At 36.4% G+C, this 26915-nt stretch carries 32 protein-coding genes, 1 riboswitch and 1 other annotated feature; of the genes, 13 read left to right on the top strand and 19 right to left on the bottom strand.

Annotated elements, in window-relative coordinates; all coding sequences use genetic code 11:
* Nucleotides 1-2: 2 nt before the first annotated feature.
* A complete protein-coding gene (gene fur, locus AC2CGR_RS17580) occupies nucleotides 3-458 on the bottom strand; it encodes a ferric iron uptake transcriptional regulator (protein ID WP_000392655.1) in 456 nt (151 codons plus the stop codon).
* Nucleotides 459-564: 106 nt separating this feature from the next.
* Nucleotides 565-1182, bottom strand: a complete 618-nt coding sequence (gene spoIIM, locus AC2CGR_RS17575) for a stage II sporulation protein M (RefSeq protein ID WP_223290733.1) — start codon at nucleotides 1180-1182, stop codon at nucleotides 565-567.
* A gap of 155 nt (nucleotides 1183-1337) precedes the next feature.
* Here spoIIM and AC2CGR_RS17570 point away from each other — a divergent pair, with 155 nt between their 5' ends.
* Entirely contained in the window at nucleotides 1338-1889 is a 552-nt protein-coding gene (locus AC2CGR_RS17570; protein ID WP_000803488.1) for a GNAT family N-acetyltransferase, read from the top strand.
* Between the two features lie 24 nt (nucleotides 1890-1913).
* Here AC2CGR_RS17570 and AC2CGR_RS17565 read toward each other — a convergent pair whose 3' ends face one another.
* Nucleotides 1914-2453, bottom strand: coding sequence for an NUDIX hydrolase (locus AC2CGR_RS17565; protein WP_000067036.1), 540 nt, complete (start codon nucleotides 2451-2453; stop codon nucleotides 1914-1916).
* 74 nt (nucleotides 2454-2527) lie between these two features.
* Between AC2CGR_RS17565 and mciZ the strand changes: the two genes are divergently transcribed.
* Entirely contained in the window at nucleotides 2528-2662 is a 135-nt protein-coding gene (gene mciZ, locus AC2CGR_RS17560; RefSeq protein ID WP_000870297.1) for a Z-ring formation inhibitor MciZ, read from the top strand.
* Nucleotides 2663-2862: 200 nt separating this feature from the next.
* Nucleotides 2863-3777, top strand: a complete 915-nt coding sequence (gene lolS, locus AC2CGR_RS17555; RefSeq protein ID WP_484481034.1) for an aldo/keto reductase — start codon at nucleotides 2863-2865, stop codon at nucleotides 3775-3777.
* 29 nt (nucleotides 3778-3806) lie between these two features.
* Here lolS and AC2CGR_RS17550 read toward each other — a convergent pair whose 3' ends face one another.
* The 3 genes from AC2CGR_RS17550 to AC2CGR_RS17540 all read right to left on the bottom strand — a co-directional run bounded on the left by AC2CGR_RS17550 (nucleotide 3807) and on the right by AC2CGR_RS17540 (nucleotide 5624).
* Nucleotides 3807-4634 carry an aldo/keto reductase gene (locus AC2CGR_RS17550; RefSeq protein ID WP_484481033.1) on the bottom strand — a complete coding sequence of 276 codons (828 nt, stop codon included), beginning with the start codon at nucleotides 4632-4634 and terminating at the stop codon, nucleotides 3807-3809.
* Nucleotides 4635-4766: 132 nt separating this feature from the next.
* Nucleotides 4767-5291, bottom strand: coding sequence for a GrpB family protein (locus AC2CGR_RS17545; RefSeq protein ID WP_061401500.1), 525 nt, complete (start codon nucleotides 5289-5291; stop codon nucleotides 4767-4769).
* A gap of 69 nt (nucleotides 5292-5360) precedes the next feature.
* Entirely contained in the window at nucleotides 5361-5624 is a 264-nt protein-coding gene (locus AC2CGR_RS17540; protein WP_000727551.1) for a YqkE family protein, read from the bottom strand.
* Between the two features lie 201 nt (nucleotides 5625-5825).
* Between AC2CGR_RS17540 and AC2CGR_RS17535 the strand changes: the two genes are divergently transcribed.
* Entirely contained in the window at nucleotides 5826-7415 is a 1590-nt protein-coding gene (locus tag AC2CGR_RS17535) for a bifunctional metallophosphatase/5'-nucleotidase (protein ID WP_484481032.1), read from the top strand.
* A gap of 128 nt (nucleotides 7416-7543) precedes the next feature.
* Here the strand turns inward: AC2CGR_RS17535 and AC2CGR_RS17530 are convergent, their stop codons facing one another.
* Entirely contained in the window at nucleotides 7544-8020 is a 477-nt protein-coding gene (locus AC2CGR_RS17530) for a ribbon-helix-helix domain-containing protein (protein ID WP_000151912.1), read from the bottom strand.
* 121 nt (nucleotides 8021-8141) lie between these two features.
* Between AC2CGR_RS17530 and AC2CGR_RS17525 the strand changes: the two genes are divergently transcribed.
* Both AC2CGR_RS17525 and AC2CGR_RS17520 read left to right on the top strand, forming a co-directional pair.
* A complete protein-coding gene (locus tag AC2CGR_RS17525) occupies nucleotides 8142-9140 on the top strand; it encodes an alpha/beta fold hydrolase (protein WP_484481031.1) in 999 nt (332 codons plus the stop codon).
* A gap of 131 nt (nucleotides 9141-9271) precedes the next feature.
* The gene (locus tag AC2CGR_RS17520) at nucleotides 9272-10591 is read left to right on the top strand and encodes a Na+/H+ antiporter family protein (protein ID WP_000994832.1); all 1320 of its coding nucleotides are present in this window, start codon (nucleotides 9272-9274) and stop codon (nucleotides 10589-10591) included.
* A 23-nt stretch (nucleotides 10592-10614) separates the two neighbouring features.
* Here AC2CGR_RS17520 and AC2CGR_RS17515 read toward each other — a convergent pair whose 3' ends face one another.
* Together AC2CGR_RS17515 and AC2CGR_RS17510 are read right to left on the bottom strand one after the other, a co-directional pair.
* Nucleotides 10615-11478, bottom strand: coding sequence for a LacI family DNA-binding transcriptional regulator (locus tag AC2CGR_RS17515; protein WP_087966138.1), 864 nt, complete (start codon nucleotides 11476-11478; stop codon nucleotides 10615-10617).
* 99 nt (nucleotides 11479-11577) lie between these two features.
* On the bottom strand, nucleotides 11578-12060 hold the full coding sequence (locus AC2CGR_RS17510; protein WP_087966137.1) for a GNAT family N-acetyltransferase: 483 nt from the start codon (nucleotides 12058-12060) through the stop codon (nucleotides 11578-11580).
* Nucleotides 12061-12141: 81 nt separating this feature from the next.
* Here AC2CGR_RS17510 and AC2CGR_RS17505 point away from each other — a divergent pair, with 81 nt between their 5' ends.
* A complete protein-coding gene (locus AC2CGR_RS17505) occupies nucleotides 12142-13065 on the top strand; it encodes an alpha/beta hydrolase (RefSeq protein ID WP_029439839.1) in 924 nt (307 codons plus the stop codon).
* Between the two features lie 10 nt (nucleotides 13066-13075).
* On the opposite strand, the gene AC2CGR_RS17500 is transcribed toward AC2CGR_RS17505, so the two are convergent.
* Nucleotides 13076-13321: a DUF2552 family protein gene (locus AC2CGR_RS17500; RefSeq protein ID WP_000360810.1), complete on the bottom strand. Its 246-nt coding sequence runs from the start codon at nucleotides 13319-13321 to the stop codon at nucleotides 13076-13078.
* A 139-nt stretch (nucleotides 13322-13460) separates the two neighbouring features.
* Between AC2CGR_RS17500 and AC2CGR_RS17495 the strand changes: the two genes are divergently transcribed.
* The 5 genes from AC2CGR_RS17495 to ribH all read left to right on the top strand — a co-directional run bounded on the left by AC2CGR_RS17495 (nucleotide 13461) and on the right by ribH (nucleotide 17734).
* Entirely contained in the window at nucleotides 13461-13667 is a 207-nt protein-coding gene (locus AC2CGR_RS17495) for a CDGSH iron-sulfur domain-containing protein (RefSeq protein ID WP_001151582.1), read from the top strand.
* Between the two features lie 190 nt (nucleotides 13668-13857).
* Nucleotides 13858-14001: riboswitch (FMN riboswitch) on the top strand.
* A 308-nt stretch (nucleotides 14002-14309) separates the two neighbouring features.
* Nucleotides 14310-15422 carry a bifunctional diaminohydroxyphosphoribosylaminopyrimidine deaminase/5-amino-6-(5-phosphoribosylamino)uracil reductase RibD gene (gene ribD / locus AC2CGR_RS17490; RefSeq protein WP_087966133.1) on the top strand — a complete coding sequence of 371 codons (1113 nt, stop codon included), beginning with the start codon at nucleotides 14310-14312 and terminating at the stop codon, nucleotides 15420-15422.
* Complete coding sequence (gene ribE / locus AC2CGR_RS17485; RefSeq protein ID WP_087966131.1) at nucleotides 15404-16048, top strand: riboflavin synthase subunit alpha; 645 nt, start codon at nucleotides 15404-15406, stop codon at nucleotides 16046-16048. Before ribD ends, ribE begins: the two co-directional genes overlap by 19 nt.
* A 12-nt stretch (nucleotides 16049-16060) precedes the next feature.
* On the top strand, nucleotides 16061-17254 hold the full coding sequence (ribBA, locus tag AC2CGR_RS17480) for a bifunctional 3,4-dihydroxy-2-butanone 4-phosphate synthase/GTP cyclohydrolase II (RefSeq protein ID WP_087966128.1): 1194 nt from the start codon (nucleotides 16061-16063) through the stop codon (nucleotides 17252-17254).
* 18 nt (nucleotides 17255-17272) lie between these two features.
* The gene (ribH, locus tag AC2CGR_RS17475; protein WP_029439843.1) at nucleotides 17273-17734 is read left to right on the top strand and encodes a 6,7-dimethyl-8-ribityllumazine synthase; all 462 of its coding nucleotides are present in this window, start codon (nucleotides 17273-17275) and stop codon (nucleotides 17732-17734) included.
* A gap of 25 nt (nucleotides 17735-17759) precedes the next feature.
* On the opposite strand, the gene AC2CGR_RS17470 is transcribed toward ribH, so the two are convergent.
* From AC2CGR_RS17470 to AC2CGR_RS17435, 8 genes are all read right to left on the bottom strand, one after another.
* On the bottom strand, nucleotides 17760-18080 hold the full coding sequence (locus AC2CGR_RS17470; protein WP_000549778.1) for a hypothetical protein: 321 nt from the start codon (nucleotides 18078-18080) through the stop codon (nucleotides 17760-17762).
* Between the two features lie 180 nt (nucleotides 18081-18260).
* Entirely contained in the window at nucleotides 18261-19259 is a 999-nt protein-coding gene (bioB, locus tag AC2CGR_RS17465; protein ID WP_087966125.1) for a biotin synthase, read from the bottom strand.
* 1 nt (nucleotide 19260) lies between these two features.
* A complete protein-coding gene (bioC, locus tag AC2CGR_RS17460) occupies nucleotides 19261-20070 on the bottom strand; it encodes a malonyl-ACP O-methyltransferase BioC (RefSeq protein ID WP_087966123.1) in 810 nt (269 codons plus the stop codon).
* Nucleotides 20036-20776 carry an alpha/beta fold hydrolase gene (locus AC2CGR_RS17455; RefSeq protein ID WP_087966122.1) on the bottom strand — a complete coding sequence of 247 codons (741 nt, stop codon included), beginning with the start codon at nucleotides 20774-20776 and terminating at the stop codon, nucleotides 20036-20038. The genes bioC and AC2CGR_RS17455 overlap by 35 nt, the downstream gene beginning before the upstream one ends.
* Complete coding sequence (bioF, locus tag AC2CGR_RS17450) at nucleotides 20773-21960, bottom strand: 8-amino-7-oxononanoate synthase (protein WP_484481030.1); 1188 nt, start codon at nucleotides 21958-21960, stop codon at nucleotides 20773-20775. Before bioF ends, AC2CGR_RS17455 begins: the two co-directional genes overlap by 4 nt.
* A complete protein-coding gene (gene bioD / locus AC2CGR_RS17445; protein ID WP_484481029.1) occupies nucleotides 21926-22654 on the bottom strand; it encodes an ATP-dependent dethiobiotin synthetase BioD in 729 nt (242 codons plus the stop codon). Before bioD ends, bioF begins: the two co-directional genes overlap by 35 nt.
* Nucleotides 22654-24042 (bottom strand): adenosylmethionine--8-amino-7-oxononanoate transaminase, encoded by a 1389-nt coding sequence (bioA, locus tag AC2CGR_RS17440; RefSeq protein WP_087966116.1) that lies wholly within the window; start codon nucleotides 24040-24042, stop codon nucleotides 22654-22656. Before bioA ends, bioD begins: the two co-directional genes overlap by 1 nt.
* 122 nt (nucleotides 24043-24164) lie before the next feature.
* Entirely contained in the window at nucleotides 24165-24521 is a 357-nt protein-coding gene (locus AC2CGR_RS17435) for a hypothetical protein (RefSeq protein ID WP_131100701.1), read from the bottom strand.
* Between the two features lie 140 nt (nucleotides 24522-24661).
* Nucleotides 24662-24882, top strand: a binding site (T-box leader).
* A 277-nt stretch (nucleotides 24883-25159) separates the two neighbouring features.
* On the opposite strand from AC2CGR_RS17435, the gene nhaC reads away from it, so the two are divergent.
* Entirely contained in the window at nucleotides 25160-26533 is a 1374-nt protein-coding gene (gene nhaC / locus AC2CGR_RS17430; RefSeq protein ID WP_131100703.1) for a Na+/H+ antiporter NhaC, read from the top strand.
* 49 nt (nucleotides 26534-26582) lie between these two features.
* Here nhaC and AC2CGR_RS17425 read toward each other — a convergent pair.
* Nucleotides 26583-26915 (bottom strand): LPXTG cell wall anchor domain-containing protein (locus AC2CGR_RS17425; protein ID WP_484481028.1); only part of this gene is annotated, 333 nt, incomplete at its 5' end.

The following is a 26915-nucleotide window of genomic DNA, read 5'->3' as shown; positions in this document are numbered from 1 at the left end:
GGTTATTTTTCATCCGTTTCATTTTCTTGACAATTTTTACAAATCCCATGGAATGTTAAACGATGATCCTTCACCTTAAAGCTCCAGTCATGTTCTACTTTCCTTTCCACTTCACCAAGTAAATCTTCTTGTATTTCTTGTACAGCACCACATTGTGTACAAATCAAATGATGGTGGAAACGCTGCGCACCTTCTTGGCGTAAGTCATAGCGTGAAACACCGTCTCCGAAGTTAATCTTATCGACAACTTTTAACTCAGATAATAGTTCTAAAGTTCGATAGACGGTTGCTAATCCGATCTCTGGCGACTTTTCTTTTACAAGGAGGTAAACATCTTCTGCGCTTAAATGATCTTCTTCATTTTCTAGCAGCACACGAACTGTTGCTTCACGTTGCGGTGTTAATTTGTAGCTCGCTGCATGTAATTGCTTCTTAATTCGTTCAATTCTTTCTTCCATTCGGTACTACTCCCTCCTCGCCACTCTTACACCATTATATCAGAAGAAGGGCTTCTGTCAAAAGAAAAACAATAAAAACAAATTGATAATTATTCTCATAAAGTATTTATTGTTTATTAATAGCCTCAACGACTTCTTTCATTAAAACTGGTGATGCATAAGCCTCTACACTAGAAGCAAGAGCCAACACCGCTCCAATTACAAGAAAGAAGCATGTATAACGGATCAATAATGGTAATAGCGGCTCAGTTATTTTCCGGATAAATTGATGCCTAATCATGCGCAAGGAAAAACTTGCGGCAATTGTTGTCATAACGAGAAATACTGGGATAATAATGAGGTTTTGCGGCAATACAGAAACAAATGCTAATAATAATCCATTCCATCCATGCTGACTTACTAAAAAACCTACTGTAAATCCGACAACTACTCCTTTTGCAAATAATAAAATAAAAATAAGTGGCAATCCAATAATCGAAATCCCTAAAATCCAAATAAATCCAATGTATTTTAATTGTGAAAAGTAACTTTCTCGAAACATTTCGCCTGCAATAGCAAATTCTCCTTTAGAAACTTGTCCAAAAAAACGTTGCAAATAAAATGATAAATCTTGTTTTTGATTTAATTGTAAACTATTTACAAGAATCGCTCCAAATATTACTCCCATCAGTAACAAAACAGCGTTAAATATATATAATGAAGAGTTTTCCTGTATGTGAGACATTACACGGTCTTGCCAAGTTTTTCTCCACATTTTTCTTCCCTCCGTTCACACTCTTACTAAAAATGTATGAAAGAAAGAAAAAAGTATGACGAATTAACATTGAAATTCCGCTCTACTTTGCTAAACTAAAAAGTAGAGAATAGGAGGGATTTCTCTTGAAACCATTATTATTAGATTTTCCAACATTATTTCAAACTGAACGCTTACAAGTTCGTAAGCCATTTCCAGGTGATGGTGCAGAAGTGTATGAAGCAATCCAAGCTTCTCTAGAAGACTTAGTACCGTGGATGCCAATTAACGCTGAAACAGAAGAAAGTGCTGAAGAAATCGTTCGTAACGCTCACGGACAATTTTTACTTCGTGAAACACTTGATTTTCACTTATACGATAAAGTATCTGGTACATTCATTGGAGCTATAACGCTAAAGCCTGAAAACTGGGATATTCCAAAGTTTTCACTTCACTTCTGGTTACATAGCGCTTATACGAAACAAGGCTATATGACCGAAGCTATTAAAGGTGCCATTCAATTTGCCTTTGATAAACTAAGTGCTAGAAGAATTGAAATTCGTATTGATGCAACAAATACAAATGCATGTAACCTAGCAGAACGTTTAGAATTTATTCTAGAAGGTACAATGGAAAATGATTTCATAGCACCAGATGGTAGCTTACGTGATGCACGTGTATATGCAAAAATTAATTAAAAAACACTCGCCTTTGGCGAGTGTTTATTTTTGTAGTTGTAAATATTGTACTGCAAACATCGTCTTCGCATCATGAATACGAAGATCTTTCATAAGAGTATTCGCTTCTTCTAATGATACTTCCATCAATTCCACAAACTCATCTTCATCTAACGCAGCTTTATTTTCTTTTTTCGTCAAACCTGTCGCTTTATATACATATAAAATTTCATCTGCAAATCCTGGAGATGTATAGAAAGAAGTAATAAGCTCCATATTTTCACACACATAACCAGTTTCCTCTTCTAATTCACGTACTGCTGTCACCTCAGGCTTCTCACCAGGTTCTAACTTGCCAGCCGGAATTTCTATAATCGCCTTTTCAAGCGCTTTACGATACTGCTCAACAAGCACAATTTTCCCCTCATCAGTAATAGCAATAATAGCAACTGCACCAGGGTGATTTACAATTTCACGTTTACTCATTGCTCCATTTGGTAATACTACATCATCAACACGAACTTTTATAACTCTACCATCAAAAATCGGCTCAGTTTTTACTGTTCTCTCTGCAAGATTACTCATACTACTTCATCTCCCTGTTCTATTTCCTATTCTTTCCTCATACATTTTACCACATTGAAAGGAGCGTGATAGAAATGAAAGTTTATATTTTACCAAATCGCGTCACTTTAGTCGGAAAAGCATGGCAAATTCGCCATAAGCTAAAACAATATGGCAAAGAGTATACAACTGTACAAGAGTGGATTACAGCAAATAAAGTGAAACTTTAATCAGTGGGGGTTTTCTTCATCCCCCACTGATTATTAGCCCTCACCAATCGGACTTTTATGGGCAGTTGATCTCCCACCTAACTTCTTTGCTCTCGCTGAATTTTGAGGTGGGGGTCTTACTGCCCATTAAAGCGGGATAAAAAGTAAACGTTTGTCAACCTCTTTTCCCTTTCGTACAATAAAGGTAAGGAGGTTGACCTATGAAAAAACGTCAATTAGGAAACTCAGATTTATTTGTGACAGAAATGGGACTTGGCTGTATGTCCCTTGGTACGTCTGAAACAGAAGCCTTGCGTATTATCGATGAAGCAATCGATTTAGGAATCAATTTTTTTGATACAGCAGATTTATATGATTATGGATTAAATGAAGAATTTGTTGGAAAAGCCTTAAAAGGAAAACGAGACCAAATTGTTCTTACAACGAAGGTTGGAAATCGATGGACAGAAGAAAAAAACGGTTGGTCTTGGGATCCTTCTAAAAATTACATAAAGGCTGAAGTGAAAGAAAGTTTACGTAGACTTCAAACTGATTATATTGATCTTTATCAACTTCACGGCGGGACGATTGAAGATCCTATAGATGAAGTAATTGAAGCCTTTGAAGAATTAAAAAAAGAAGGTATCATTCGCCATTACGGTATTTCTTCTATACGTCCAAATGTCATCCGTGAGTATGCAAAACGTTCAAATATCGTTAGTGTACTAATGGAATATAGCCTTTTGAATCGTCGCCCTGAAGAATGGTTCCCGCTTCTTAATGAACAGCAAATTAGCGTCATTGCTCGCGGACCACTTGCAAAAGGAATTCTAACTGACAACAATGCAAGAAAGATAGATAGAGTAAAAGAAAAGGATTACCTTTCTTATTCTTACGATGAATTATATGAGACACTCGCGAGTGTAAAAGAATTAATCAGGGAAAGCTCTTTAACAGGAACAGCTATTCAATATTGCTTACATAACGAAACTGTTGCAGCTGTTATACCTGGTGCAAGCTCTATTGGGCAATTGCAAGAAAATGTACAAGCTAGTAAACAAACAAAGTTAACAACAGCAGAATATATACAGCTTCAGCAAATTACGAAATGTGATACGTACGCTTTACATCGTTAAAAAGACGCTACCATACTGGTAGCGTCTTTTTATAACGTATCATATTTATCAGGATTCGTTCCTACATGTAAATTACGATTTAACGTATTAATTTGAGTCATCTCTTCTTCCGTTAGTGAAAAGTCAAAGATAGAAAAATTCTCCTGAATGCGAGATGGTGTAACAGATTTAGGAATCGTCACAATCCCACTTTGAATATCCCACCTTAATATAACTTGCGCAGATGTTTTTTCATATTTAGTAGCAATAGCCTGAATAATTGGGTGCTGAAATACTTCGCCGCCTCTCATTAATGGGCTCCATGCTTCCATTTGAATTTGCTCACCTTGACAGAAATTACGCAATTCAAATTGTGTTAACATCGGATGAAGTTCCACTTGGTTTACCATCGGCTTTACTTTGCAATTTGGTAATAGCAGTTCTAAATGATGTTTATGGAAATTAGAAACGCCAATCGCGCGCACTTTACCTTCTTCATACAGTTTTTCTAACGCTCGGTACGTATCAATATACTTCCCTCTTATTGGCCAATGTATTAAATATAAATCTACATAGTCCATTTGTAATTTTTTTAAGCTTTTCTCAAACGCCTCAAGTGTTTCCTCGTATCCTTGATCGTCATTCCAAACTTTTGTTGTAATAAAGATGTCTTCTCTCGGAATCCCTGATTCACGAACCGCTTCTCCGACACCGCTTTCATTTTCATATACAGTTGCTGTATCAATCGAGCGGTATCCAACTTCTAACGCTGTTTTTACTGCTTGTTTTACTTCGTCGCCTTCTTTCGCTTTATAAACGCCTAAACCAATCATCGGCATTTTTACGCCATTATGAAGTGTAGTTGTTGGAATGTGCACAGTCGTCTCCCTTTCATTATTACATTTTTTATAAGCCATCACTTTATTTGAACAAGATTCAACAAAAAAGTCAAAACATATGTACAGTTTACATAATAAATTTATACACATTCATCAATAATACGAATTCATTCATTCATTCACGTTATTTTCTATCCATTTCTTCGCTTTTTCATCAATATTACGTACAAACTCAGTTTTCCCTTCCGAATATAACGCACCATCATATGTATACTTTTCAGCTAATTCTTTCTTTAAAGTTGCATAAGCCTCGGCTTCTTCACAATGAGCCATCATATAATCACGAAATGCTAAATGCCTTACTATCTCAGGATCTCCTTTTTCAAACACATGTAAGTGATACGAACGTTTTTCCTCCGTTCCATGAATAAAATAGCGGCGTCTTGAAATACCATTCTCCCCTTTTGCGATGTAACCAAGCTTTTCAAAACATTCATTCCAATGATCTACTCTGTCGATACTCTCCACTTCCATAATCATATCTATAATTGGTTTAGCTGCCAGTCCCGGCACTGACGTACTTCCAATATGATGCATTTTCACCGTTTCTGGCATCGCTGCTTTTAATCTTTCAGCCTCTATTTGAAATTTTTCCCCCCAATGATTTTCATGCGGAACAACTACAATTTTTCTCATTCTAACTCCCCTTTTCTTACAAGCTCGTCAAAAAAATGATCAGCGTTATTTCACTGATCATTTTCGTTATTATTTAAAGTCTTTCCAAGTAAGGTTACTTTCACTTAACAGTTCTTCAAATGATTTATTCTTTTCACGTTCTTTTTGTTCTTGACGCTTTCTTTCCAGTTCTGCTGCCTCTTTTTTCTCTTCTCTCACTTGCAACTCTTTCTTCTTATTTTTTAATTGCTGCATAAGTGAATCGTTTAATTGATCACCTAATGTAAGAGATTCTTTCTTTGGTTGATTCATTTGCGATTGTCTTTGCATTTGTCTTTGTTTCTTTTTCTTCATGCTGCTCACCTTTTACTTTTTTCTCCATTATAGTAGATACACCATGAAATCGACAACAAAAAAGGAGCGTTACTCTATTATTCACTTTTTGTAAATATGTTAATTTTTCGAAAAAACTAAATTTTTATATAGATATAATCCTATGAATCTATTAAAATTATGTCGTATGATGTCAGATTATAAAAAAAGGAGAATTATATTATGTGGAAGAAAATTATTCCTACTGTTGCCGTTTTAAGTACCATTACTTTTTCAAGCGTATTTGCCGCTCCCCCATCTCAGACTCCAGCCGAACAAAACCGCTACATAGACGTACAAATGCTTGGTATTAATGATTTCCATGGACAACTAGATACTATTAAAAAAATTAATAACAAAGAAGCTGGTGGTGCTGATTACTTAGCTACTTATTTAAAAGAACGTAAAAAGCAAAATCCTAATACACTTCTCGTACATGCTGGCGATATTGTCGGAGCTAGTCCACCAGTTTCAGCGTTGTTACAGGACGAACCAACGATTGAATTTTTAAATGACTTAAAGTTTGATGTTGGTACAATTGGAAACCACGAATTTGATGAAGGTATCGATGAAATGAAACGCCTCATTTACGGTGGATATCACGAAAAAACAGGCAATTTCAAAGGAGCTAACTTCCCTTATGTCGCTGCAAACTTCTATAATAAATCCACTGGTCGCTTATTTTTACCGCCATTTACTGTAAAAATGGTAAACGGTGTGCCTATAGGATTCATTGGCGTCGTTACAACTGATACACCAAATGTCGTGATGCCTACTATGCTTAAAAATGTAGAAATCACTGACGAGGTAGAGGCAATTAATAAATCAGCGCAACAATTAAAACGTCTCGGTGTTAAATCCATTGTTGTCCTTGCTCATGTTGGCGGAACAACAGATGAGTCTGGTGTGACAAATGGAGACCTTACTCGAATTGCAAATGAAACAGATCCGGAAGTTGATGTTATCTTCGGTGGGCATAGTCACACGTATGTAAATGGTACTGTAAATAATAAACTAATCGTCCAAGCGAACTCTTACGGAACAGCTTTCTCAGACGTAGATGTAACAATTGATCGTAAAACAAAAGATATTGTAAAGAAAAAAGCTGAAGTTGTTACAACATACCATGAAGGTGTAGAACCTGATAAACAAGTAAAGAAAAAACTAGATCAATATAAAGAAAAAATCGCACCACTTGTAAATGAAGTTGTCGGAAAATCTACAGCACCTATCGACCGTAAACAAAATGATGCTGGTGAGTCCACTCTTGGAAATTTAGTTGCCGATGCCCAGCGCCAAACGATGCAAACTCAAATCGCACTTATGAATCCGGGCGGCATTCGTAATGACTTAGATGCTGGCGATATTACATGGGGCGAATTATACGGCATTCAGCCTTTTGGAAACCAATTAATTAAAGTAGATTTAACAGGCCAAGATATTCGCGACATTTTAAATCAACAATGGCAAAAAGGTACGACGAGAATGCTTCAAATTTCAGGTATTCAATATACGTGGGATGCAAATAAACCAAACGGTGAAAAAGTTACAAATATACGTTTAACAAACGGAGAAGAATTATCTCCATCTAAAACGTATAGCGTAGTTGCAAATGCTTTCTTAGCTTCTGGCGGTGATGGATTTGTATCATTTAAAAATGGTAAAAATGCAGAAACTGGTCCAAACGACTTTGAAGCGCTAGTTGATTACGTAAAACAATTAAAAGAACCTATTCAGCCAATTATCGATGGTAGAATTCAAAAAACAAATTAAGTACACTCATAATAAACAACCTTAATTTTTCATCGTAAAAGATACACACGGACCTTTTATTTTATCCGTCATATATGTGAAACCTAAAAAGGATACTCGTTCTTACAATGAACATAGTATCCTTTTCTTTAGTTATCAAAATGTGATGTGTTGTTAAAATCATATTGTTGTAAAAATTGTTGTAACGCCTCTTCTACAAGTTTAGATTTTTGAATTCCTTTCGATTCTGATATAACGTCTAGTTTTGCTAATATTTCTTTATTAATAGAAAAGGTACGTTTCTTTTTTTCTGTACTTATATTCATAATGGGCGCAATTACTTCTTCTCTCTTTCTTAATAACTCATAAATACTTTGTAATTGTTCATAAATTAATAGTTGATAATCCGTTTTCGCATATTGAAGGGCTGTCGCTTCTTGGAGTTGTAAGTGACGCGGTTCTTCTCCATCTCCTACAAAAATACGCTTTTTCTGTTCTCCATCATATTCGTATCCAATCAATCTTAATTTCTTCGATAATGTATACGGGCTTATTTCAAGACGTTTTGCTATAATAGCGATGGATTCACGCCTATTTAAACAATCGATAATTTCTCCAATCGTCACAATTTCCCTCCTCCCGTGTTGAAATAACACTAGTATGGTATGTTACAATGATTTCCTAACAGTATATGCAAAACGAATAGCCTGTGCGATTCATACGATTTTAGAAAAGGAGGTTTTCAATATGCTTTTACGTAGCTATACCCCGCAGTTCTATAATGAAAATAAACAACTCATTCCTAATAGTATCGCTACGATGGAAAGCGTTATGATTAACAACCGAAAACAAACTCTCCTTATGCGCGGGCAAAACGTAGAGCAGCCTATTTTATTATGCTGTCACGGTGGACCGGGCATGGCACAAATCGGATTTATTCGTCATTTTCAAAAAGAATTGGAGAAACACTTCATCGTAATTAATTGGGATCAGCGCGGGGCAGGTAAATCCTTTTCAATGAAAGATTTCGGAGCAAATTTTACAATCGAACAATTCATTTCCGATGCAAAAGAAGTGATTCAATATGTACTTAAAAAGTTCAGTAAACAGAAACTATTTCTCGCTGGTCATTCTTGGGGAAGCATTATGGGACTTAACATAGCACACCGATATCCACAATATATCGAGGCTTATATCGGTATTGGGCAGATTGTACATATGAAACAAAACGAAGAATTGCTATATCAGCATTTAATTCGTTCCGCCAAAAAACATGATCATAAAAAAGCATTAGCGTCTCTTTTAAAATTAGGAAAACCACCATTTTTAGATACGAGACGTCTCATTATTCAAAGAAAGTGGCTTGGCACATTCGGAGGTGCAATCCAAAACGGATCTTCCTTTTCTTTCATACGAAAAGGCTTCTTTTCTCCCGAATATACACTATTAGATTGGTTCAAGTTTCTCGCAGGAAATTTAAAATCTGGCGTTTTATGGGAAGAAATGTTGACAATCGATTTCTTTTCTTCTATTACGAGTTTATCTATTCCAGTTTATTTTTGTTCTGGTCGCTATGATTATCAAACTCCTTATGCACTCGTTCAGGAATATTGTGATGTGATAGAAGCACCTATAAAAAAGATGATTTGGTTCCCAAATTCAGCACATTCTCCCGATTTAGAAGAACCAGAATTATTCGCTCGTTCTTTACAATCAATTAAACAAGAGCTAGCTTTTCACCATTAGTAACAAAAGGCTCTTTTACATTTCATAGAAAACAATTTATAATAATATGTCGCAACTATGTATAAATATAGCAAGGTGCTTCATATTTACTTGCCTTAACACAATAAAATTTTGGGGAGATTACATTTATTATGAATGCTGTACTCGTTGCAGTAGCAGTTATGCTATTGCTTAGTTTGTTACGTGTCCAGGTCATTGTCGCCATCATTGTTGGAGCTTTAACAGGCGGGATTATCGGCGGACTCGGTATTTCAGAAACGATTAACACTTTTACAACTGGTCTTGGAAACAGCGCTCCAATCGCTTTAAGTTATGCAATGCTTGGCGGTTTCGCTATTTCTCTTTCCAAAACAGGACTTCCAGATGCCATGATTCAAACGGCATTAAAATGGATTGGCAATGAACAAGACACGAAAAAACAAGTTTATTCTAAAATACTTATTCTATTCATCATTTTAACGATGGCTTGTTTTTCACAAAATGTGATTCCGGTTCATATCGCTTTCATCCCCATCTTAATTCCAGCACTTTTAAAAGTATTAAATGAGCTGAAAGTGGATCGTAGACTTGTTACATGTATTATTACATTCGGATTGATTACTCCTTATATGTGGGTTCCAGCAGGGTTCGGAAAAATTTATCACGACGTATTGCAAACAAATGCTGCGCAAAGTGGTCTTACATTTGATGTCGCACTTATTCCAAAAGCAATGACCATTCCAGCAATCGGTATGATTATCGGATTATGTGTGGCAGTATTTATTACGTACCGAAAACCTCGTACGTATGAAACAGAACAAATTCATACTACTGAAAATGAAATCGTTCCCTATACAAAACGAAGCATTACTTTCGGGCTAGTATCTATCTTAGCTACATTAACTGTTCAATTAGCAACAGAATCAATGATTTTCGGCGCTTTAGCGGGGATTATCGTTTTATCAGTTAGTGGTAGTCTACCTCTTAAAGAAGCAGATGCGATATTAACAAGCGGAATGCGCATGATGTCCTTTATTGGTTTTGTTATGATTGCAGCCGCTGGATTTGGAGCTGTTCTTCGAAAAACAGGACATGTTGAATCTCTGGTGCAAACGAGTGCACATATAATTGGAAATAACAAACCACTCGCTGCATTTCTTATGCTTGTAATTGGACTTCTCGTTACGATGGGAATTGGTTCATCCTTTTCGACCATCCCTATTTTAACAACAATTTTTGTACCTCTTTGCATTCAGCTTGGATTTAGTCCAATGGCTACCATTGCAATTATCGGTACCGCCGGAGCGCTAGGAGATGCAGGATCTCCAGCATCAGATAGTACACTTGGACCAACATCCGGTTTAAACGCTGATGGTCAACACCATCATATATGGGATACATGTGTACCAACTTTTTTACATTACAATATACCGTTACTAATATTCGGCTTTATTGCCGCAATTACATTATAAAAGGTGCGTTTTATACGCACCTTTTACTTTTTTATTTTTCCTTTTAATTGTTGCAACGCTATTTTCCCATTTTCTTCGATACAACTTTCAATTTTCATAAATGACGGCCCTATCCACTCACTGTCTATACTCCCGTTCAGTCCAATAATTTTCAATTTATTCGGTATGCGGATATTTAAATTCTTTGCTGCTCGAATTAATTCAAAAGTAACCTTATCACTTGCAGTTACAATTCCATCTATATACGGATAAGTTTGCAATAATGTAATAAACTGTTTATTCGTATACCCTTGTACACATACTTCTCGATAAGAGATTCCTTCCTCCCAAACAGCGTCTAAAAATCCTGATATGTGATTTTCCATTTCTTCACTATTTTCTCCCTCATCGAAATAAGCAAGAAAATGACAGCCTTTTTCTTTTAATAAAGAAACCGCTCTTTGTCCATTTTCATAATAATTTACATGCGATTTTTTTTCATCAATCACAACAAATGGAAGTGGAATTTCTCCTATATTTTTAAAAACGGACCTTGTCAAAATAACACCTGCAACGTTATTTTCCTTCAACATATGTATATATCTATCTTTATTCTCTATATTACAAACAATGATTTGATATCCTTCTTTATACGCTATTTCCTCAATACAATGTAGCAAAGTGATGTTTGATGGGTTATATAAATTATCTACAAGTAATGCAATTATTGTGGAATTCTCTTTAAATAATGGCTTTGCTGCACTATTTGGCCTATAACGTAATTCCTCAATTGCTTCCTTTACTTGTTTTACTGTGTCCTCATGAACGTATCCTTTTTCATTAATAACTCGTGAAACGGTTGCGACTGAAACACCTGCCAATTTTGCAACATCACGTATAGTTGCCACATCGTCACCCCTTAATATGGTAATAGATTACAATTTTACGGTAACCTAAATTACAATATTCGTCAAGATTAATAACTTATATTTCTGAAAATTGTTACATCATTTTATTAAACGATACTCTAACTGAATCTCATGTAAAATCGGGATATTATCATACCCAATGCGCGGAATTTCTTTCTTTATTTTTCGTGCCTCTTCCGCCGCATTCACATATAAATTCGTCATCACAAAATTACGTTTTTGGTAAAAACGTAACGCATTCATATTATCATTTGTTGTTATAAGCCAAACCTGTCTGCACCGTTCTTCTTCTGCAACTTGTAATACACAATCTACAAGTTTTGTCCCTATTCCTTTTCTTTCTTCAAAGCTATCTAACGATACAATTTCACACGTATTTCCGATTACTTCATACGTTATAATTCCGATTATTCTGTCTTCTGAGAGCGCAACAAATCCTGGCAACTCTTCTAACTGATGCCCCTTACCACGTGAAACCATCAATGAGCTCCCCCAGTTCTCACACATGAACATTCGGATTGTTTCTTTCATCGCTGGCGTAATTTTTTGTATATGCACCATTTCCTATTTCTCCCCTTTTCTATCATTGTGATACAATATAAGTGTATCACATGTAACGGTATTTGGAGGATGAGGTAAAGTATGAAACGTTTTTTTGCAGCATTGTTTACTATACTAGGTGCGATAACTGCCCTTGGGATTTTCTTTACAAATAAAGTGATGTACTTAAAGAAAAAAACAGAGGAAGAAGTACTCGAAAGAGAAACGAAAAAACATTTTCGTATAGAGGATTTTGATGCACTTCATAAAGAAGAAATTCATATTCCTTCGCAATTCGGATATGATCTTCATGGATATTACATTCCTGCTGGTCATTCCAACAAATTTATGGTTTTCTGTCACGGCGTAACTGTAAATAAAATGAACTCTGTAAAATATGCAAGGTTATTTTTAAACAGAGGATATAATGTCGTTATTTACGATCATCGTCGCCATGGTAAGACTGGGGGAAAAACGACAAGCTATGGATACTATGAAAAGCATGATTTAAAATCCGTAGTTGACTGGCTAAAAAGTCGTTTTGGAACAAATATAACACTCGGTATTCATGGTGAATCGATGGGAGCTGCAACACTTCTTCAGTACGCAGGACTTGTAGAAGATGGTGCTGATTTCTATATTGCAGATTGTCCTTTTTCTGATTTCTACGGACAATTACAACATCGTTTAAAGGTTGAATTCCATTTACCGAAATGGCCTTTATTACCTTTAGCCAATGCTTTCTTAAAAGTGCGCGACGGTTATACGATTCGTGAAGTTTCACCAATCGATTGTATAAAAAACATTAACAATCCCGTCCTCTTTATTCATAGTAAAGATGATGATTATATTTTAGCTGATATGACGAAAGCACTATATGAAGCGAAGGAAAACAATAAACAACTTTATATTGCAGAACACGGCGCACACGCTTGCTCTTATAACGAAAATAAAGAAGAGTATGAAGCAGCCGTTGATCAATTTTTAAACTCATATGTAAAAGAAACAAAAAACAGGCTTGCATAAGCCTGTTTTTTTATTGCGCTAAAACGTCTGTAACTTGTTCCATATTTTCAGAAATCCATTGCATTGCATCATCTAGCGTTGGAAATTCTGTCGTTTGAAATGTTACCTCATCTTGCAGTAACCAAACATCCTTTGACTCTTGTCCTACACCAGCAATGGACCAGTGTAACAAACTATATGGATGATTATCATTCAAAAATGATGCCCACGTGCGCTCATTTGCAATATTTCGTAATGTACGTAATTGTTTATCCATCTTTCGTCACCTTACTCTAGTCAGTTATAAAAAACATTATAACACTCTCTTCTCTTCCAAAGAAAGTGCTCTTTTGATATTGTCAAGTACTTCTCTTGATTATATGATGAAAGTAAGCGTTTGGGAAGGAGGGATAGCGTTGGCAAAAGTACAAATTAAAGTAAATGATAATGGCTCTTTTCGCGTTACAGGGGACGTGGAACTAGTCGATTCACAAGGGAATGTATTTCCGGCAAAACCGGCATTTTCTTTATGTCGTTGTGGTTTATCAAAAAATATGCCTTATTGCGATGCTTCGCATAAAGGTAAATTCGAATCTGTTGTTAGAGCACCAGAGGCAGAATAATTTCACATGTGACATGCACATTTTTTTGTGCATGTTTTTTCTTTTTAGCAACTCCGTTATATCCCTTCTCCTTACAACATTTCTAATACTTTTGTCTCCATCCCAGCCTACATATATTTTCACACAATTCTTCACATTCGAATACTTTTTACTAGCCTTTTATTTTTTTTGTGCTATAATTTGAGCAAACAGCATCCTTCGGGGTCGGGTGAAATTCCCAACCGGCGGTGATGAAGTGCAAACTTCTAAGTCCGTGACCCGTTTTCAAATCGAAAACGGTGGATCTAGTGAAATTCTAGGGCCGACAGTATAGTCTGGATGGGAGAAGGATATGTTTTCTAGTAATTTTATATAGCGAATACACTTTTATTTCAGTATGCATATTTTTATAGATTCAATTCAAATCTATATATATGTTTTATTTTGTATACTTTTCTTTCTATGCTGAAATAAAAAGATACGACTAGCGTTTGAAAAATTCGATATTTTGCTAGGCTTCTTCCTTATGCCAAAATATCAATCATCGTTAGGTTTCTTTCCTATACTTTCGTATTCGAACTATATTTCTAGAAATCACGTCTCCCCAACCCCAAGGATATAAAATCCTTGGGGTTTTTTGATTTTTTAGGAGAGGTGAAGAAAATGACAGATCAAGAATATATGAGGATTGCCCTGCAATTAGCAGGAGGAACATCCGGGCAAACAAGTCCAAATCCTATGGTTGGTGCTGTTGTTGTAAAAGACGGAAACATCGTCGGTATGGGAGCCCATTTACGTGCTGGTAAAGAACACGCCGAAGTTCATGCTCTTCATATGGCTGGTGAAAAAGCAAAAGGAGCTACCGTGTATGTAACACTTGAACCATGTAGCCATTTTGGAAAAACACCACCTTGCTGTGATTTACTGTTAAAAAAAGGAGTTAAACGGGTGGTAATTGCTACTCTTGATTGCAATCCTCTCGTTTCTGGTAATGGAAAAAGAAGATTAGAAGAAGCTGGCATCGAAGTAACTACCGGTGTTCTTGAAGCAGAAGCGGTTTTATTAAATCGTTACTTTTTTCACTACATGAAAACGAAACGCCCATTTGTAACAATAAAAACAGCGATGAGCTTAGATGGAAAAACAGCAACTGTAACTGGTGAAAGTAAATGGATCACAGGTGAAGAAGCACGGGCTGATGTTCATCAATATCGCCATACACACGATGCAATTCTTGTTGGAGTAAATACAGTTATAGCTGATAATCCGCATTTAACAACAAGAATTCCTAACGGGGGGCAAAATCCTATACGCGTTATTTTAGATACCCATTTACGAACGCCACCATCTTCTCATGTCATAACAGATTCTTTAGCACCCACATGGATTATGGTTGGCAGGGATGTAAATAAAGAGAAAATAGCTTCTTATGAATCTGAAAATATAACTATATTCCAAATGAAAACGAAACAAATTGAAATTCAAGATGTTTTAGACCTACTCGGTGAAAAACAAATCCTATCTCTTTTCGTTGAGGGTGGTCAAACGGTTCATGCAAATTTCTTACAAACAAAGTATTTCAATGAAATTGTAACTTATATAAGTCCCAAATTAATTGGTGGAAGTAATGCCCCTACTTTATTTGGTGGAAATGGTTTTTCAAAATTACAAGATGCACTTTCCTTGAAAATTCAAGAGATGAAACAAATTGGCGATGATATAAAAATCGTTGCAAATGCTCGAAGTGAGGTGACGAAATGTTTACAGGAATTGTAGAAGAATTAGGAACGATTGCAAACATGCAACAAAGCGGCGAAGCGATGAAGTTAACGATTCATGCCAATAAAATTTTATCAGATGTTCACTTAGGTGATAGCATCGCGGTTAACGGTATTTGCTTAACTGTAACAAGCTTTACACCTACTTCATTTACAGTTGATGCAATGCCCGAAACGATGCAATCAACATCACTTCGCCTGCTCAAATCACACTCTAAAGTAAATTTAGAGCGAGCAATGGCTGCAAACGGACGATTCGGTGGACATTTCGTTTCAGGACATATCGATGGCATCGGAACGATATTAAACAAAAAACAACACTATAATGCCGTCTATTACAAAATAGCTATTTCTGATGAATTGCTACGCTATTGTTTGCATAAAGGGTCCGTTGCTGTTGATGGAACGAGTTTAACAATATTTGATATAGACAAATCTTCCATTACAATTTCACTCATCCCGCACACAGTAAGTGAATCTGTTATCGGAGAAAAGAATGCCGGTGACATCGTAAACATTGAGTGTGACATGATTGGTAAATATATCGAACGCTTTATTTCTAAACCAGTAAAACGAACAGGTTCAATGACCGAAAACTTTTTACAAGAAAACGGATTTCTATAAGGGGGAATCATTATGTTTCATCGTATTGAAGAAGCTCTAGAAGATTTAAAACAAGGAAAAGTCGTGATCGTATGTGATGATGAAAACCGTGAAAATGAAGGCGATTTTATCGCTTTAGCAGAGTATATTACGCCAGAAACAATTAACTTTATGATTACACATGGACGTGGCCTTGTTTGTGTACCAATTACAGAAGGGTACGCAGAACGTCTACAATTAGAACCAATGGTAGCTCATAATACAGATTCGCATCATACTGCATTTACAGTAAGCATTGATCATGTTTCTACAACAACAGGGATTAGCGCGCACGAACGTGCAACTACGATACAAGAATTGTTAAACCCTGCATCAAAAGGTACTGATTTCAATCGTCCTGGACATATCTTTCCATTAATTGCGAAAGAAGGCGGTGTCCTGCGCCGTGCTGGTCATACAGAAGCTGCTGTCGATTTAGCACAGCTTTGCGGAGCAGAACCAGCTGGCGTCATTTGCGAAATTATTAATGAGGACGGTACGATGGCACGCGTACCTGATTTAATACAGTGTGCAAAACAATTTGATATAAAAATGATTACAATAGAAGATTTAATTGCTTATCGCCGCCACAATGAAACATTAGTGACGCGAGAAGTGGAAATTACATTACCTACAGATTTCGGTACTTTCCATGCAATTGGCTATTCTAATTCATTAGATACGAAAGAACATATCGCACTCGTAAAAGGTGATATTTCAACAGGAGAGCCTGTCCTTGTACGCGTTCATTCAGAGTGCTTAACAGGAGATGTATTTGGCTCGTGCCGCTGCGATTGCGGACCACAACTCCATGCTGCACTTGCTCAAATTGAGCGTGAAGGAAAAGGCATTCTTCTTTATATGAGACAAGAAGGACGAGGCATTGGGCTTCTTAATAAGCTCCGCGCTTATAAGTTACAAGAAGAAGGCTTCGATACGGTAGAAGCAAATGAAAAGCTTGGCTTCCCTGCTGATTTGCGTGATTACGGTATTGGCGCTCAAATATTAAAAGATTTAGGTTTACAACATTTACGATTATTAACGAATAATCCAAGAAAAATTGCTGGCTTACAAGGTTACGATTTAGAAGTAATCGAGCGCGTACCGTTGCAAATGCCAGCAAAAGAAGAGAATAAAACGTATTTACAAACGAAAGTAAACAAATTAGGACATTTACTAAACTTATAATTAAAGGAGAGATTTATTATGGTATTCGAAGGTCATTTAGTTGGTACAGGATTAAAAGTTGGGGTTGTTGTTGGACGTTTTAATGAATTTATTACAAGTAAGTTACTTGGCGGCGCTTTAGACGGATTAAAGCGTCACGGTGTAGAAGAAACTGATATCGATATTGCTTGGGTTCCTGGCGCATTTGAAATTCCTTTAATCGCTAAAAAGATGGCTAATAGCGGGAAATATGATGCTGTTATTACGTTAGGCACTGTAATTCGCGGTGCTACAACACATTACGATTACGTTTGTAATGAAGTAGCAAAAGGTGTTGCATCTTTATCACTACAAACAGACATCCCAGTTATTTTCGGTGTATTGACGACAGAAACGATCGAGCAAGCGATTGAACGCGCGGGCACGAAAGCTGGTAATAAAGGCTATGAATCTGCCGTTGCTGCGATTGAAATGGCTCACTTATCAAAACAATGGGCATAAAAAAAGAGGCTGCGGCCTCTTTTTTTTATTTCTTCACTTTTTTCCGTACATCTTTTATTAATTCATCCATTGTTTTTCCTTCTGTTTGTATACGAAGCGTTTGTGCTGTTCTCCATACATTCTCTCTTTTCTTCGCTTCTTCTATAATAGTAATTTCTTTTCGTACTTCCTTTAAATCTTTCCCTTCTGTTTTCAATCCAAAATGTTCAGCTTTTGTTCGAAAATGTTGTTCAATTCGTTGTTGCATCTCTTTTTGTTCAGGATTTTCGGCGGCCTTAACTGGATCAGCACTTATTGCTTTTAGTAAAATGAGACAAGTCATAATCGCTAATATATATTTGTGCATGTAAAATCCTCCAACCCAATATAAATTACATATTTACTATGTACAATTGGTGCTTGGAAAATTCGTCCACCAAAATTCTTTTTTCCACTCAAAATCCACTAGTATCAAACGTTCACAACTATTTATTACATTTTATTTACAAAAAAAGCAAACTCTTTTACAAGCTTGCTTTTTTCTATCTTATAGTGCACACTCTTCAATCTCAAATCCTAAATCTTCAATCATACCCCAGTCTGCAGTCGGTTCTTGTCCAGCTGTCGTTAAGTAGTCTCCAACAAAAATAGAGTTTGCTGCAAATAAACCAATTGGCTGTACAGAACGTAAATTGATTTCGCGTCCTCCTGAAATACGAATTTCTTTCATTGGGTTTACAAAGCGCATCATCGCCAGCACTTTTAAACATTCTACTGGTGTTAGCTCCTTTTGTCCTTCAAGTGGCGTACCCTTTACAGCAACAAGGAAATTACATGGAATTGAATCTGCATCTATACGTTGTAATTCGAATGCGATTTCAGCACGCTCCTCTATTGTTTCCCCCATTCCAAAAATTGCCCCAGAGCATGGTGAAATACCCGCTTGTTTCGCTTTTTGAACTGTATCAACACGATCGTCATACGTATGAGTGGAGCAAATGCTTTCGTAATTATTCGCATGTGTATTTAAGTTGTGGTTATAACGATGTACACCAGCTTCTGCTAAACGTCCTGCTTGATCTTCGTTTAGGAAACCTAAACAACAACAAATCTTCAGATCTGTCGTTTCACGAATCTCCTTAACTGCTCCAATTACGTGATTCACCTCTTTATCTGTCGGGCGACGACCAGATGCTACAATACAATATGTACCCGCTTTACGACGAATTGCTTCGTGTGCTCCTTCTACAATCTTTTCCTGCGTTAGCCATGCATATTTATCAATTGGTGCTTCTGAAATAATCGACTGTGAACAATATCCGCAATCTTCAGGACATAAGCCAGATTTCGTATTAATAATCATATTTAATTTTACTTTCTTACCAAAGTAATGATGGCGAATGATGTAAGCAGCATTCATAATTTCTAAAACTTCTGTCTCATCAGCTTCTAATATCGCTATTGCATCCTCTTTCGTAATCATTTTCTCTTCTACTACGTCATATGCAAGTTTTTTCCAATCCCTTTTTATTTGTACTTGTTTCATTTCATCTCTTCCCCTCTTTTGTTATATGCATAAATAAAGCGTGATACGTCGCCATTATCCCTTCATTTTCCGTGAAGTCTCTTTCGTATATGCGCAGCATCGCACGAAAGAGTGAGGGACTTTGACAATAGGATTCTTCATTACTATTGGTCGCTCCTACTTTTCGAATAGAATGTAGAAACTCCTTAACTTCTGTAAATCTCTCTATGTAACACGTTTCAGAAACATGCACATCCCCTGTTTCTATCTCACATATATGGCGCAACTGATTTTTCGAATAAAAACGTTGCCCAATCGATGTTTCATTTTGTATATTTTTTTCTTCTTTCGCTCGCTGGAACGAAGCATGCAATTCTTGAAATGTTTCCTGTCCAAATGTTGAAAAGAGTAATATCCCATCTATAGACAAATGATGAAATAAATTTCTTATCACTTTTTTTAAATCATTTAGCCATTGAAATGTGGCATTCGAAATAATGACATCATATGTTTCCTCTAGTCGTAACCTTTCGATATCCTCACAATGAAACATTACATTTTTCACATTTTGTCTAGTTTTCGCAACCTCAATCATACTTTCAGCAAAATCAATGGCTGTAATATGTGCCTTCGGAAATAGGTTTGATAATTGCTCTGTAACATATCCTGTCCCGCATCCAAGTTCTAAAATACGTATCGATGAATTTGCACTATATCGCCGATTCAATGTAGAAAGTAATGAATGTGCCATCTTTTTTTGTACATTTGCATATTGATCGTAGGATACAGCTGCCACGTTAAACCGTTTTTGTAGTAACGTTTTGTTGATCATGTCGTATCCCCTCTACAAATTGAATTATCTCATTTACACAATATTCAAAATTCGTTACACATAATGCGTGTCCAGCCTCACTTACTACCTTAAGCATGGCAGTCTCATTCACAGCCATACTACGCGCTGCAGATAATGGACATATTACATCCCGCTCCCCATGAATAAGTAGTATAGGGACTTTAACTTCTTTCAATTCTTCTCTCATATCTGTTTCTATTAAATAATCCAAACCTAATAGTAAAGACTGAATAGAATCACCTTTAAAACGTTTTATCATATCTTCAAACCTTTTATTCTCTTTCAGCTCATTTTTCGTAAACATATTTTCATAAAACCGCTTGAGCGTATCTTCTTTCTTTCTCGCCACATTCTTTTTCAGCCGTTCTACATGCAAAGCATTCCATCCATTACTATAGTCACTTGCATTTGTAAATTTAGCAGTGCCACCAATTAGTACGATACCCTTTGCCTTAATTTTTTTATAAGCTTGAATTACCGCTAACGCTCCTAGTGACCATCCAACTAAAATTACATTGTCATCCTGTGCTATATCTATAATCCGATCCGCAAACTCACTTTGTTCTTTCACATTACGCCAATCAATGCATTGAACAGGATATTCTTTAAAATGCGGAAGTACTAAATCCCAAATATTTTCTTCCATTCCCCATCCAGGGATAAAAATAATCTTCAGCTCTTTCATACGAAAAGCTCCTCTTCTTTCGCAATGTGGATAATTCGGTCAATAGCCCATTTTAAATCAGCTATTGTATGTTGAGATGTAACTGCAAAGCGAATTCGAGAACTATTGATCGGTACAGTTGGCGGACGAATTGCAATAGCTGCAATACCTGCCTCTTGTAACCTTTTGCTAAACCGTAAAGCATTTTCATTTGAACCGACTACAATCGGTACAATATGAGTTGAACTATTCCCTATATTAAATCCAGCGTCTCGTAATTTGCTTCTGAAGTATTCCCCATTTGCTATAAGGTTTTCTCTTCTCTTATGATCTTCTTGTACAATTTCAATTGCTTTTTGCACTGCTCCTAACGTACTTGGTGGTAAAGCTGTAGTAAAAATAAAGCTTCTCATCATGTTTTGTAAATACTCTATATAAATTGCATCACCTGTCAAATACGCACCATAACACCCTAAAGCCTTGCTAAACGTCCCCATATGTATATCAATTTTTTGAGAAAGATCTTTTTCTATATGGGACAACCCTGCTCCATCAATTCCATATATTCCACTCGCATGCGCTTCATCCACTATAATAATTGCCCCATATTTCTCTTTCAGCTGCACTAACTCCCTCAAATACGCAGTATCACCATCCATACTAAAAACCGTATCTGTTACGATTAATTTCCTCTTTTCAGGCGAAGCCATTTTCAACAGCTTCTCTAAATGATCCAAATCATTATGACGATACCTTTTATGCTCTGCCCCGCTTAATATGATTCCATCAACAATACTTGCGTGATTTAACTTATCACTAAAAACAATATCGTGCCGAGAGGCTAAAGAAGATATGGCACCTATATTTGCCGTATACCCACTATTTACGATTAATGCTCTTTCAGTACCTTTCCAGCTGCATATACTTCTCTCTACCTCTTCATACAATGGATAATTTCCTACAACGAGACGAGAGGCAGTCGAACCAGTTCCATATTTTTTTGTACACGTAATAGCAGCTTCTTTTAACCTCACATCTCCAGCTAACCCTAAATAATTATTTGACGCTAAATTTAGCATCCTTTTCTCATCTCGAATAAGCCATGTCTCTGCTGCTTGTTCTGTTACATGCAAATTGCGATACTGCCCTTGCTCATTTAATTGTTGTAATTTAGTTTGAAGATGTGTGCGCCACGGTTGATTCATTTCGGATGAACTCCTCTAATTTTGAAATCATTACATATTCTTTAGTAGATTCCAAGACTACTTCTTTTGTAAACTCACCTTCAAAGAATGGTAATAAGCCTAAAACCGGTACCCCGCTCAGCTCTTCAATCATTACTTTATTTTCTTGTACCCTTTCCATTTCGCATTCTTTGCAGCCAGATAAAATGACACCTGCTACTGTTAAGCCATGTGCCTTTGCATAAGCAATGGTTAAAACTGTATGATTTACTGTTCCTAATGTAGGGCGTGCTACTACAATAAGGGGAAGCTGTAATTCTTTTGCAAAATCAATTACTAAAGCGTCTTCTGTATATGGAACAGCTAGTCCACCTGCACCTTCTACAAGTAGGCTATTAAACTCTTTCGCTCGTTCATTATAGTGGTGAATAATGTCTTTTAACGTGACTGTCCTTCCAGCTCTTTTCATGGCAAGTCTCGGAGCAAGCGGTTCTTCGATAGAATAAGGGCAGATTTCATCTTCTTTTGTTGATACACCTGATAATACTTTTAGCCTTGCTGCATCTCCCTCTGGATTTGATGCAACATGTCCACTTTGCAATGGTTTATATACCCCTACGTTATATCCTAATTCTCTAAATACACCTGCTAATGCACCTGCAACTACAGTTTTCCCCACTTCTGTATCCGTTGCTGTTATAAAAAAACCGCTCATTATTCTCCCTCCGTAACATCCGAGATTGCTTTATATAAAATACGTAACATATCGTCAATCTCATCAATTGTAGAAGCAAGAGGAGGCATAAATACAATTGTATTACCGAGCGGTCGTATAATCATACCCAGCTCTCTTGAGCGTTTACATACTTGAACACCGACTCTCTCTGTCCATTCAAACGCTTCTTTCGTTTCCTTATTCTTCACAAGCTCAATTCCAACCATTAACCCGCACTGACGAATATCCCCTACATGTTTATATGCAAAGAGCGATTCTAATTGCGTCGCAACATATTCTGTTTTTCGTGCCACTTCTTCTATTAAATTTGTTTTCTCGTATAATTCTAGATTCGCAATTGCTACCGCACACCCTAACGGATTCCCTGTATAACTATGACCGTGGAAAAACGTTTTTTGTTCTTCATAGCCTCCTAAAAAGGCATTATAAATTTCATCTGTCGTTACGGTGATTGCAACTGGTAAATATCCGCCCGTTAAACCTTTTCCGGCTGTCAAAATATCCGGCGTTACATTTTCATGTTCACATGCAAACATTTTCCCAGTACGCCCAAACCCAGTCGCTACCTCATCTGTAATAAATAAAACATTATATTTTGTACATAAATTACGTAGCCCTCTTAAGTATCCTTTTGGCATTGTAATCATACCGCCAGCACCTTGCATTAAAGGTTCTACAATAATCGCCGCAATTTCTTCATGTTTATCTTTCAGCAGCTCTTCCATTTCTTCTAAATGTTTTTTTACAATTTCGGCCTTATCATTTCCATAAGGAGAACGATATGTATATGGATAAGGCATTTTAATTGCCTCAAATAAAAGTGAACTATACACTTGGTGAAACAAGTCTATTGCTCCTACTGAAACAGCTCCAATTGTATCACCGTGATACGCTTCTTTTAATGTAACAAATCTTTGTTTCTTCGGTTTTCCTTTATGCTGCCAATATTGAAAGGCCATCTTAATTGCAATTTCAACAGCGCTAGAACCGGAGTCCGAATAGAATACTTTTTTCAAACCTTCTGGCACAACTTCAATTATTTTTTCGGCTAATAAAATAGATGGAACGTTAGCAAGCCCTAACATAGTAGAATGGGCAATTTTATTTAATTGCTCACGAATCGCCTCATCTAGTTCTGGCACTTGATGCCCATGAACATTTAACCAAATAGACGAAACACCGTCCCAATATTCATTTCCATTTACATCGTATAGCTTTCTTCCCTCTCCACGTTCAATAATGACAGGATCTTCTTCTAAATAATCCTTCATTTGTGTAAATGGGTGCCATACATAGGCTTTATTTTTTTCTGATAACTCTTCATATGTATAAGATGGTTTGTCAGTCGTACTCTTGCTAAAAGTCACAATTGTCACCCCTAATGTTAACTAGTTTATAAATATAGTTAACATTAAATCTAAATGACTGTCAATTATTTTTAAATTAAGTAGTTCTTAAAAAAGAACAACCTATCATACGATAAGTTGCTCTACTTTCCATGTTGTATCTTTCCGATTTCTAAAATAATCTCTTCATCCTTTTTTCCTTCTGTATCAATTCCAAGTTGCTTCGCATGCTCAATTAATAAATCATGATGCTGCTCAAATCTAGCCTTATTTACTTCTTTCGTAATTTCTTCTTTTGTTTTTCCATCAGTAGAAACCCCTAGTTTCGTAGCTGCTTTCTCCATCGACTTCTTCTCTTCAGCTTCTTTCGCTTTCTTCACTTCTGACTGCTGTATTTGCTTTTGCTTCGCTTGCTCTGATTCAGCTGCAAAAGCTGTGTAAATGCCAGCACTTCCGCCAATGACTAGTAAGGTGGTAAAAAGAATTATTTTTTTCTTCACTCTTTCCTCCCCTTTCGAATTCATTATAACGCACATTTTTCAGTCTTAAAACCTATCTCCTTTATTTCCCTAAAAAAATATCACATATTTTTATTGACATGTATGATGAATATATGATAAAAATTTAACTAACATCATATGAATCGGCGTTGATAGGATTTAGTAGTATTTCGATTTCTGATTTCAGAGAGCTGGTGGTCGGTGCGAACCAGTACAGAGCGAATTATGAATTACCCCCTGGAGCTTCTTTTACGAAACGTAAGGAGTAGTGAAAGACGGTTATAGACCGTTATGTCTAAAGAGTGGTGAAACGAAACTGTTTCACAATTTAGGGTGGTACCGCGAATTTTTCGTCCCTGCATATATTGCAGGGGCGTTTTTATTTTATTAACGCATATCATACGACCCTTTATTTTGTGATACATTCATTTCACAAGCTAGGGTGGTACCGCGATTTCTTCGTCCCTGCATAATTATATGCAGGGACGTTTTTTTATCCAATCATTTCCGCATTATATTGAGATATGGACAATTACCGGTAATTTGTCACAAAATTCTAAATTTTAGAAGGAAATAAACAATATTGGCGAATTTTATATAAAAAAGAGCTATTTTAGATTACTTAGGAGGGGAAAACAATGGTTTCAAAAATTGAATCTGTTCTTTTAACAATTTTTATCTTTTTCTGCATTGGCTTTAGTGTTATCAAATTAGAAGTTTCACCACACATCCCGATTTTATTTGGCATCGTTCTTTTATTAGCATTTGGATTTATGAAAAAAATTGATTGGTCTACTATGGAAAAAGGAATGATAAGTAGTATTTCAGCTGGTATTCCGTCTATTTTTATTTTCTTACTTGTAGGCGTATTAATTAGTGTTTGGATCGCTGCTGGAACAATTCCAACTTTAATGGTATACGGCTTCCAGCTTGTATCTCCAAAAATTTTCATTCCAACTGTTTTTGTTGTTTGTGCAATTGTTGGAACAAGTATCGGTAGTGCCTTTACAACTGCCGCAACTGTAGGACTTGCCTTTATGGGCATGGGTAGTGCTCTCGGATACGATCCGGCTCTAATCGCTGGTGCAATTATTTCGGGTGCATTCTTTGGAGATAAAATGTCTCCTTTATCTGATACAACAAACTTAGCGCCAGCTGTAACGGGTGTAGATTTATTTGAGCATATTCGTAACATGCTTTGGACAACAATTCCAGCTTTCATTATTGCTTTTATCGCATTTTTCATTTTAGGAAGCGGCACTAGTGGAGAGGTTGACTTCACAAACTTTATTAGCACATTAGAGAAACATGCAACGATTTCTATCGTTACACTTATTCCTATTTTATTACTGTTCCTATTCGCATTTAAAAAAGTTCCAGCAGTTCCAACATTGCTTGCTGGAATTATAGTAGGAATCATTATTCTCTTTATATTTAAACCTAGTACTTCTTTAACTGATTTAATGAAAATTATGCAAGACGGTTACGTTTCTAAAACTGGTATAAAAGATATTGATAGCTTATTATCTCGTGGTGGCCTGCAAAGTATGATGATGTCGATCGCTCTTATCTTCCTAGCTCTTTGTATGGGAGGATTATTACAAGGAATGGGTATTATCACGCAGCTAATGAATATCATCTCTAGCTTCGTAAAAAATAGCACACGCTTAATTATTTCTACTGCTTCAACTGCAATCGGTGTAAACTTTTTACTTGGTGAGCAGTACTTATCCATCGTTTTAACAGGACAAGCATTTGCTAATAAATACGATGAAGTTGGTTTAGAACGTCGTAATTTATCACGAGTACTAGAAGATGCAGGTACAGTTATTAACCCGCTCGTACCATGGGGAGTAAGTGGCGTATTCTTATCGAACGTCCTTGGTGTTCCGACATTTGATTACGTTCCATTCGCAATCTTCTGCTTAGCTTGTCCAGTCGTAACAATTATTGTTGGTTTCACTGGATTTGGCCTGTCATGGAAGAAAGAAAAAGCAGTAACAATTTCATAATATACGAAAAAGGATTACCTTAACCGGTAATCCTTTTTATATTTCTCGATTATTTATTTGCTTTTTTTCTTCTAAATAACAGAAGGAATCCAGCTCCAATAAACGCCAACCCAGCTCCAATTGTAGAAGCAACACTTGTACCTGTTTTCGGTAAATCACGTTCTTCTTTGTTCTCACTTACAGTTGTTGTTTCTTTTGAGTTTTGATTATCTGTTGTAGTTTGTCCAGATCCAGCATTATTACCTTCATCTGTTGACGGTGTTGTTGGATTTCCTCCATTATTTCCTTCACCTGTTGGTGGTGTCGTTGGATTTCCTCCATTATTTCCTTCACCTGTTGGTGGTGTTGTTGGATTTCCTCCATTATTTCCTTCACCTGTTGG

Source organism: Bacillus sp. LSHTCR4 (assembly GCF_057197025.1).
Note: the sequence above shows the minus strand (reverse complement) of the source record. Positions and strands in the feature narration are given on the sequence as shown.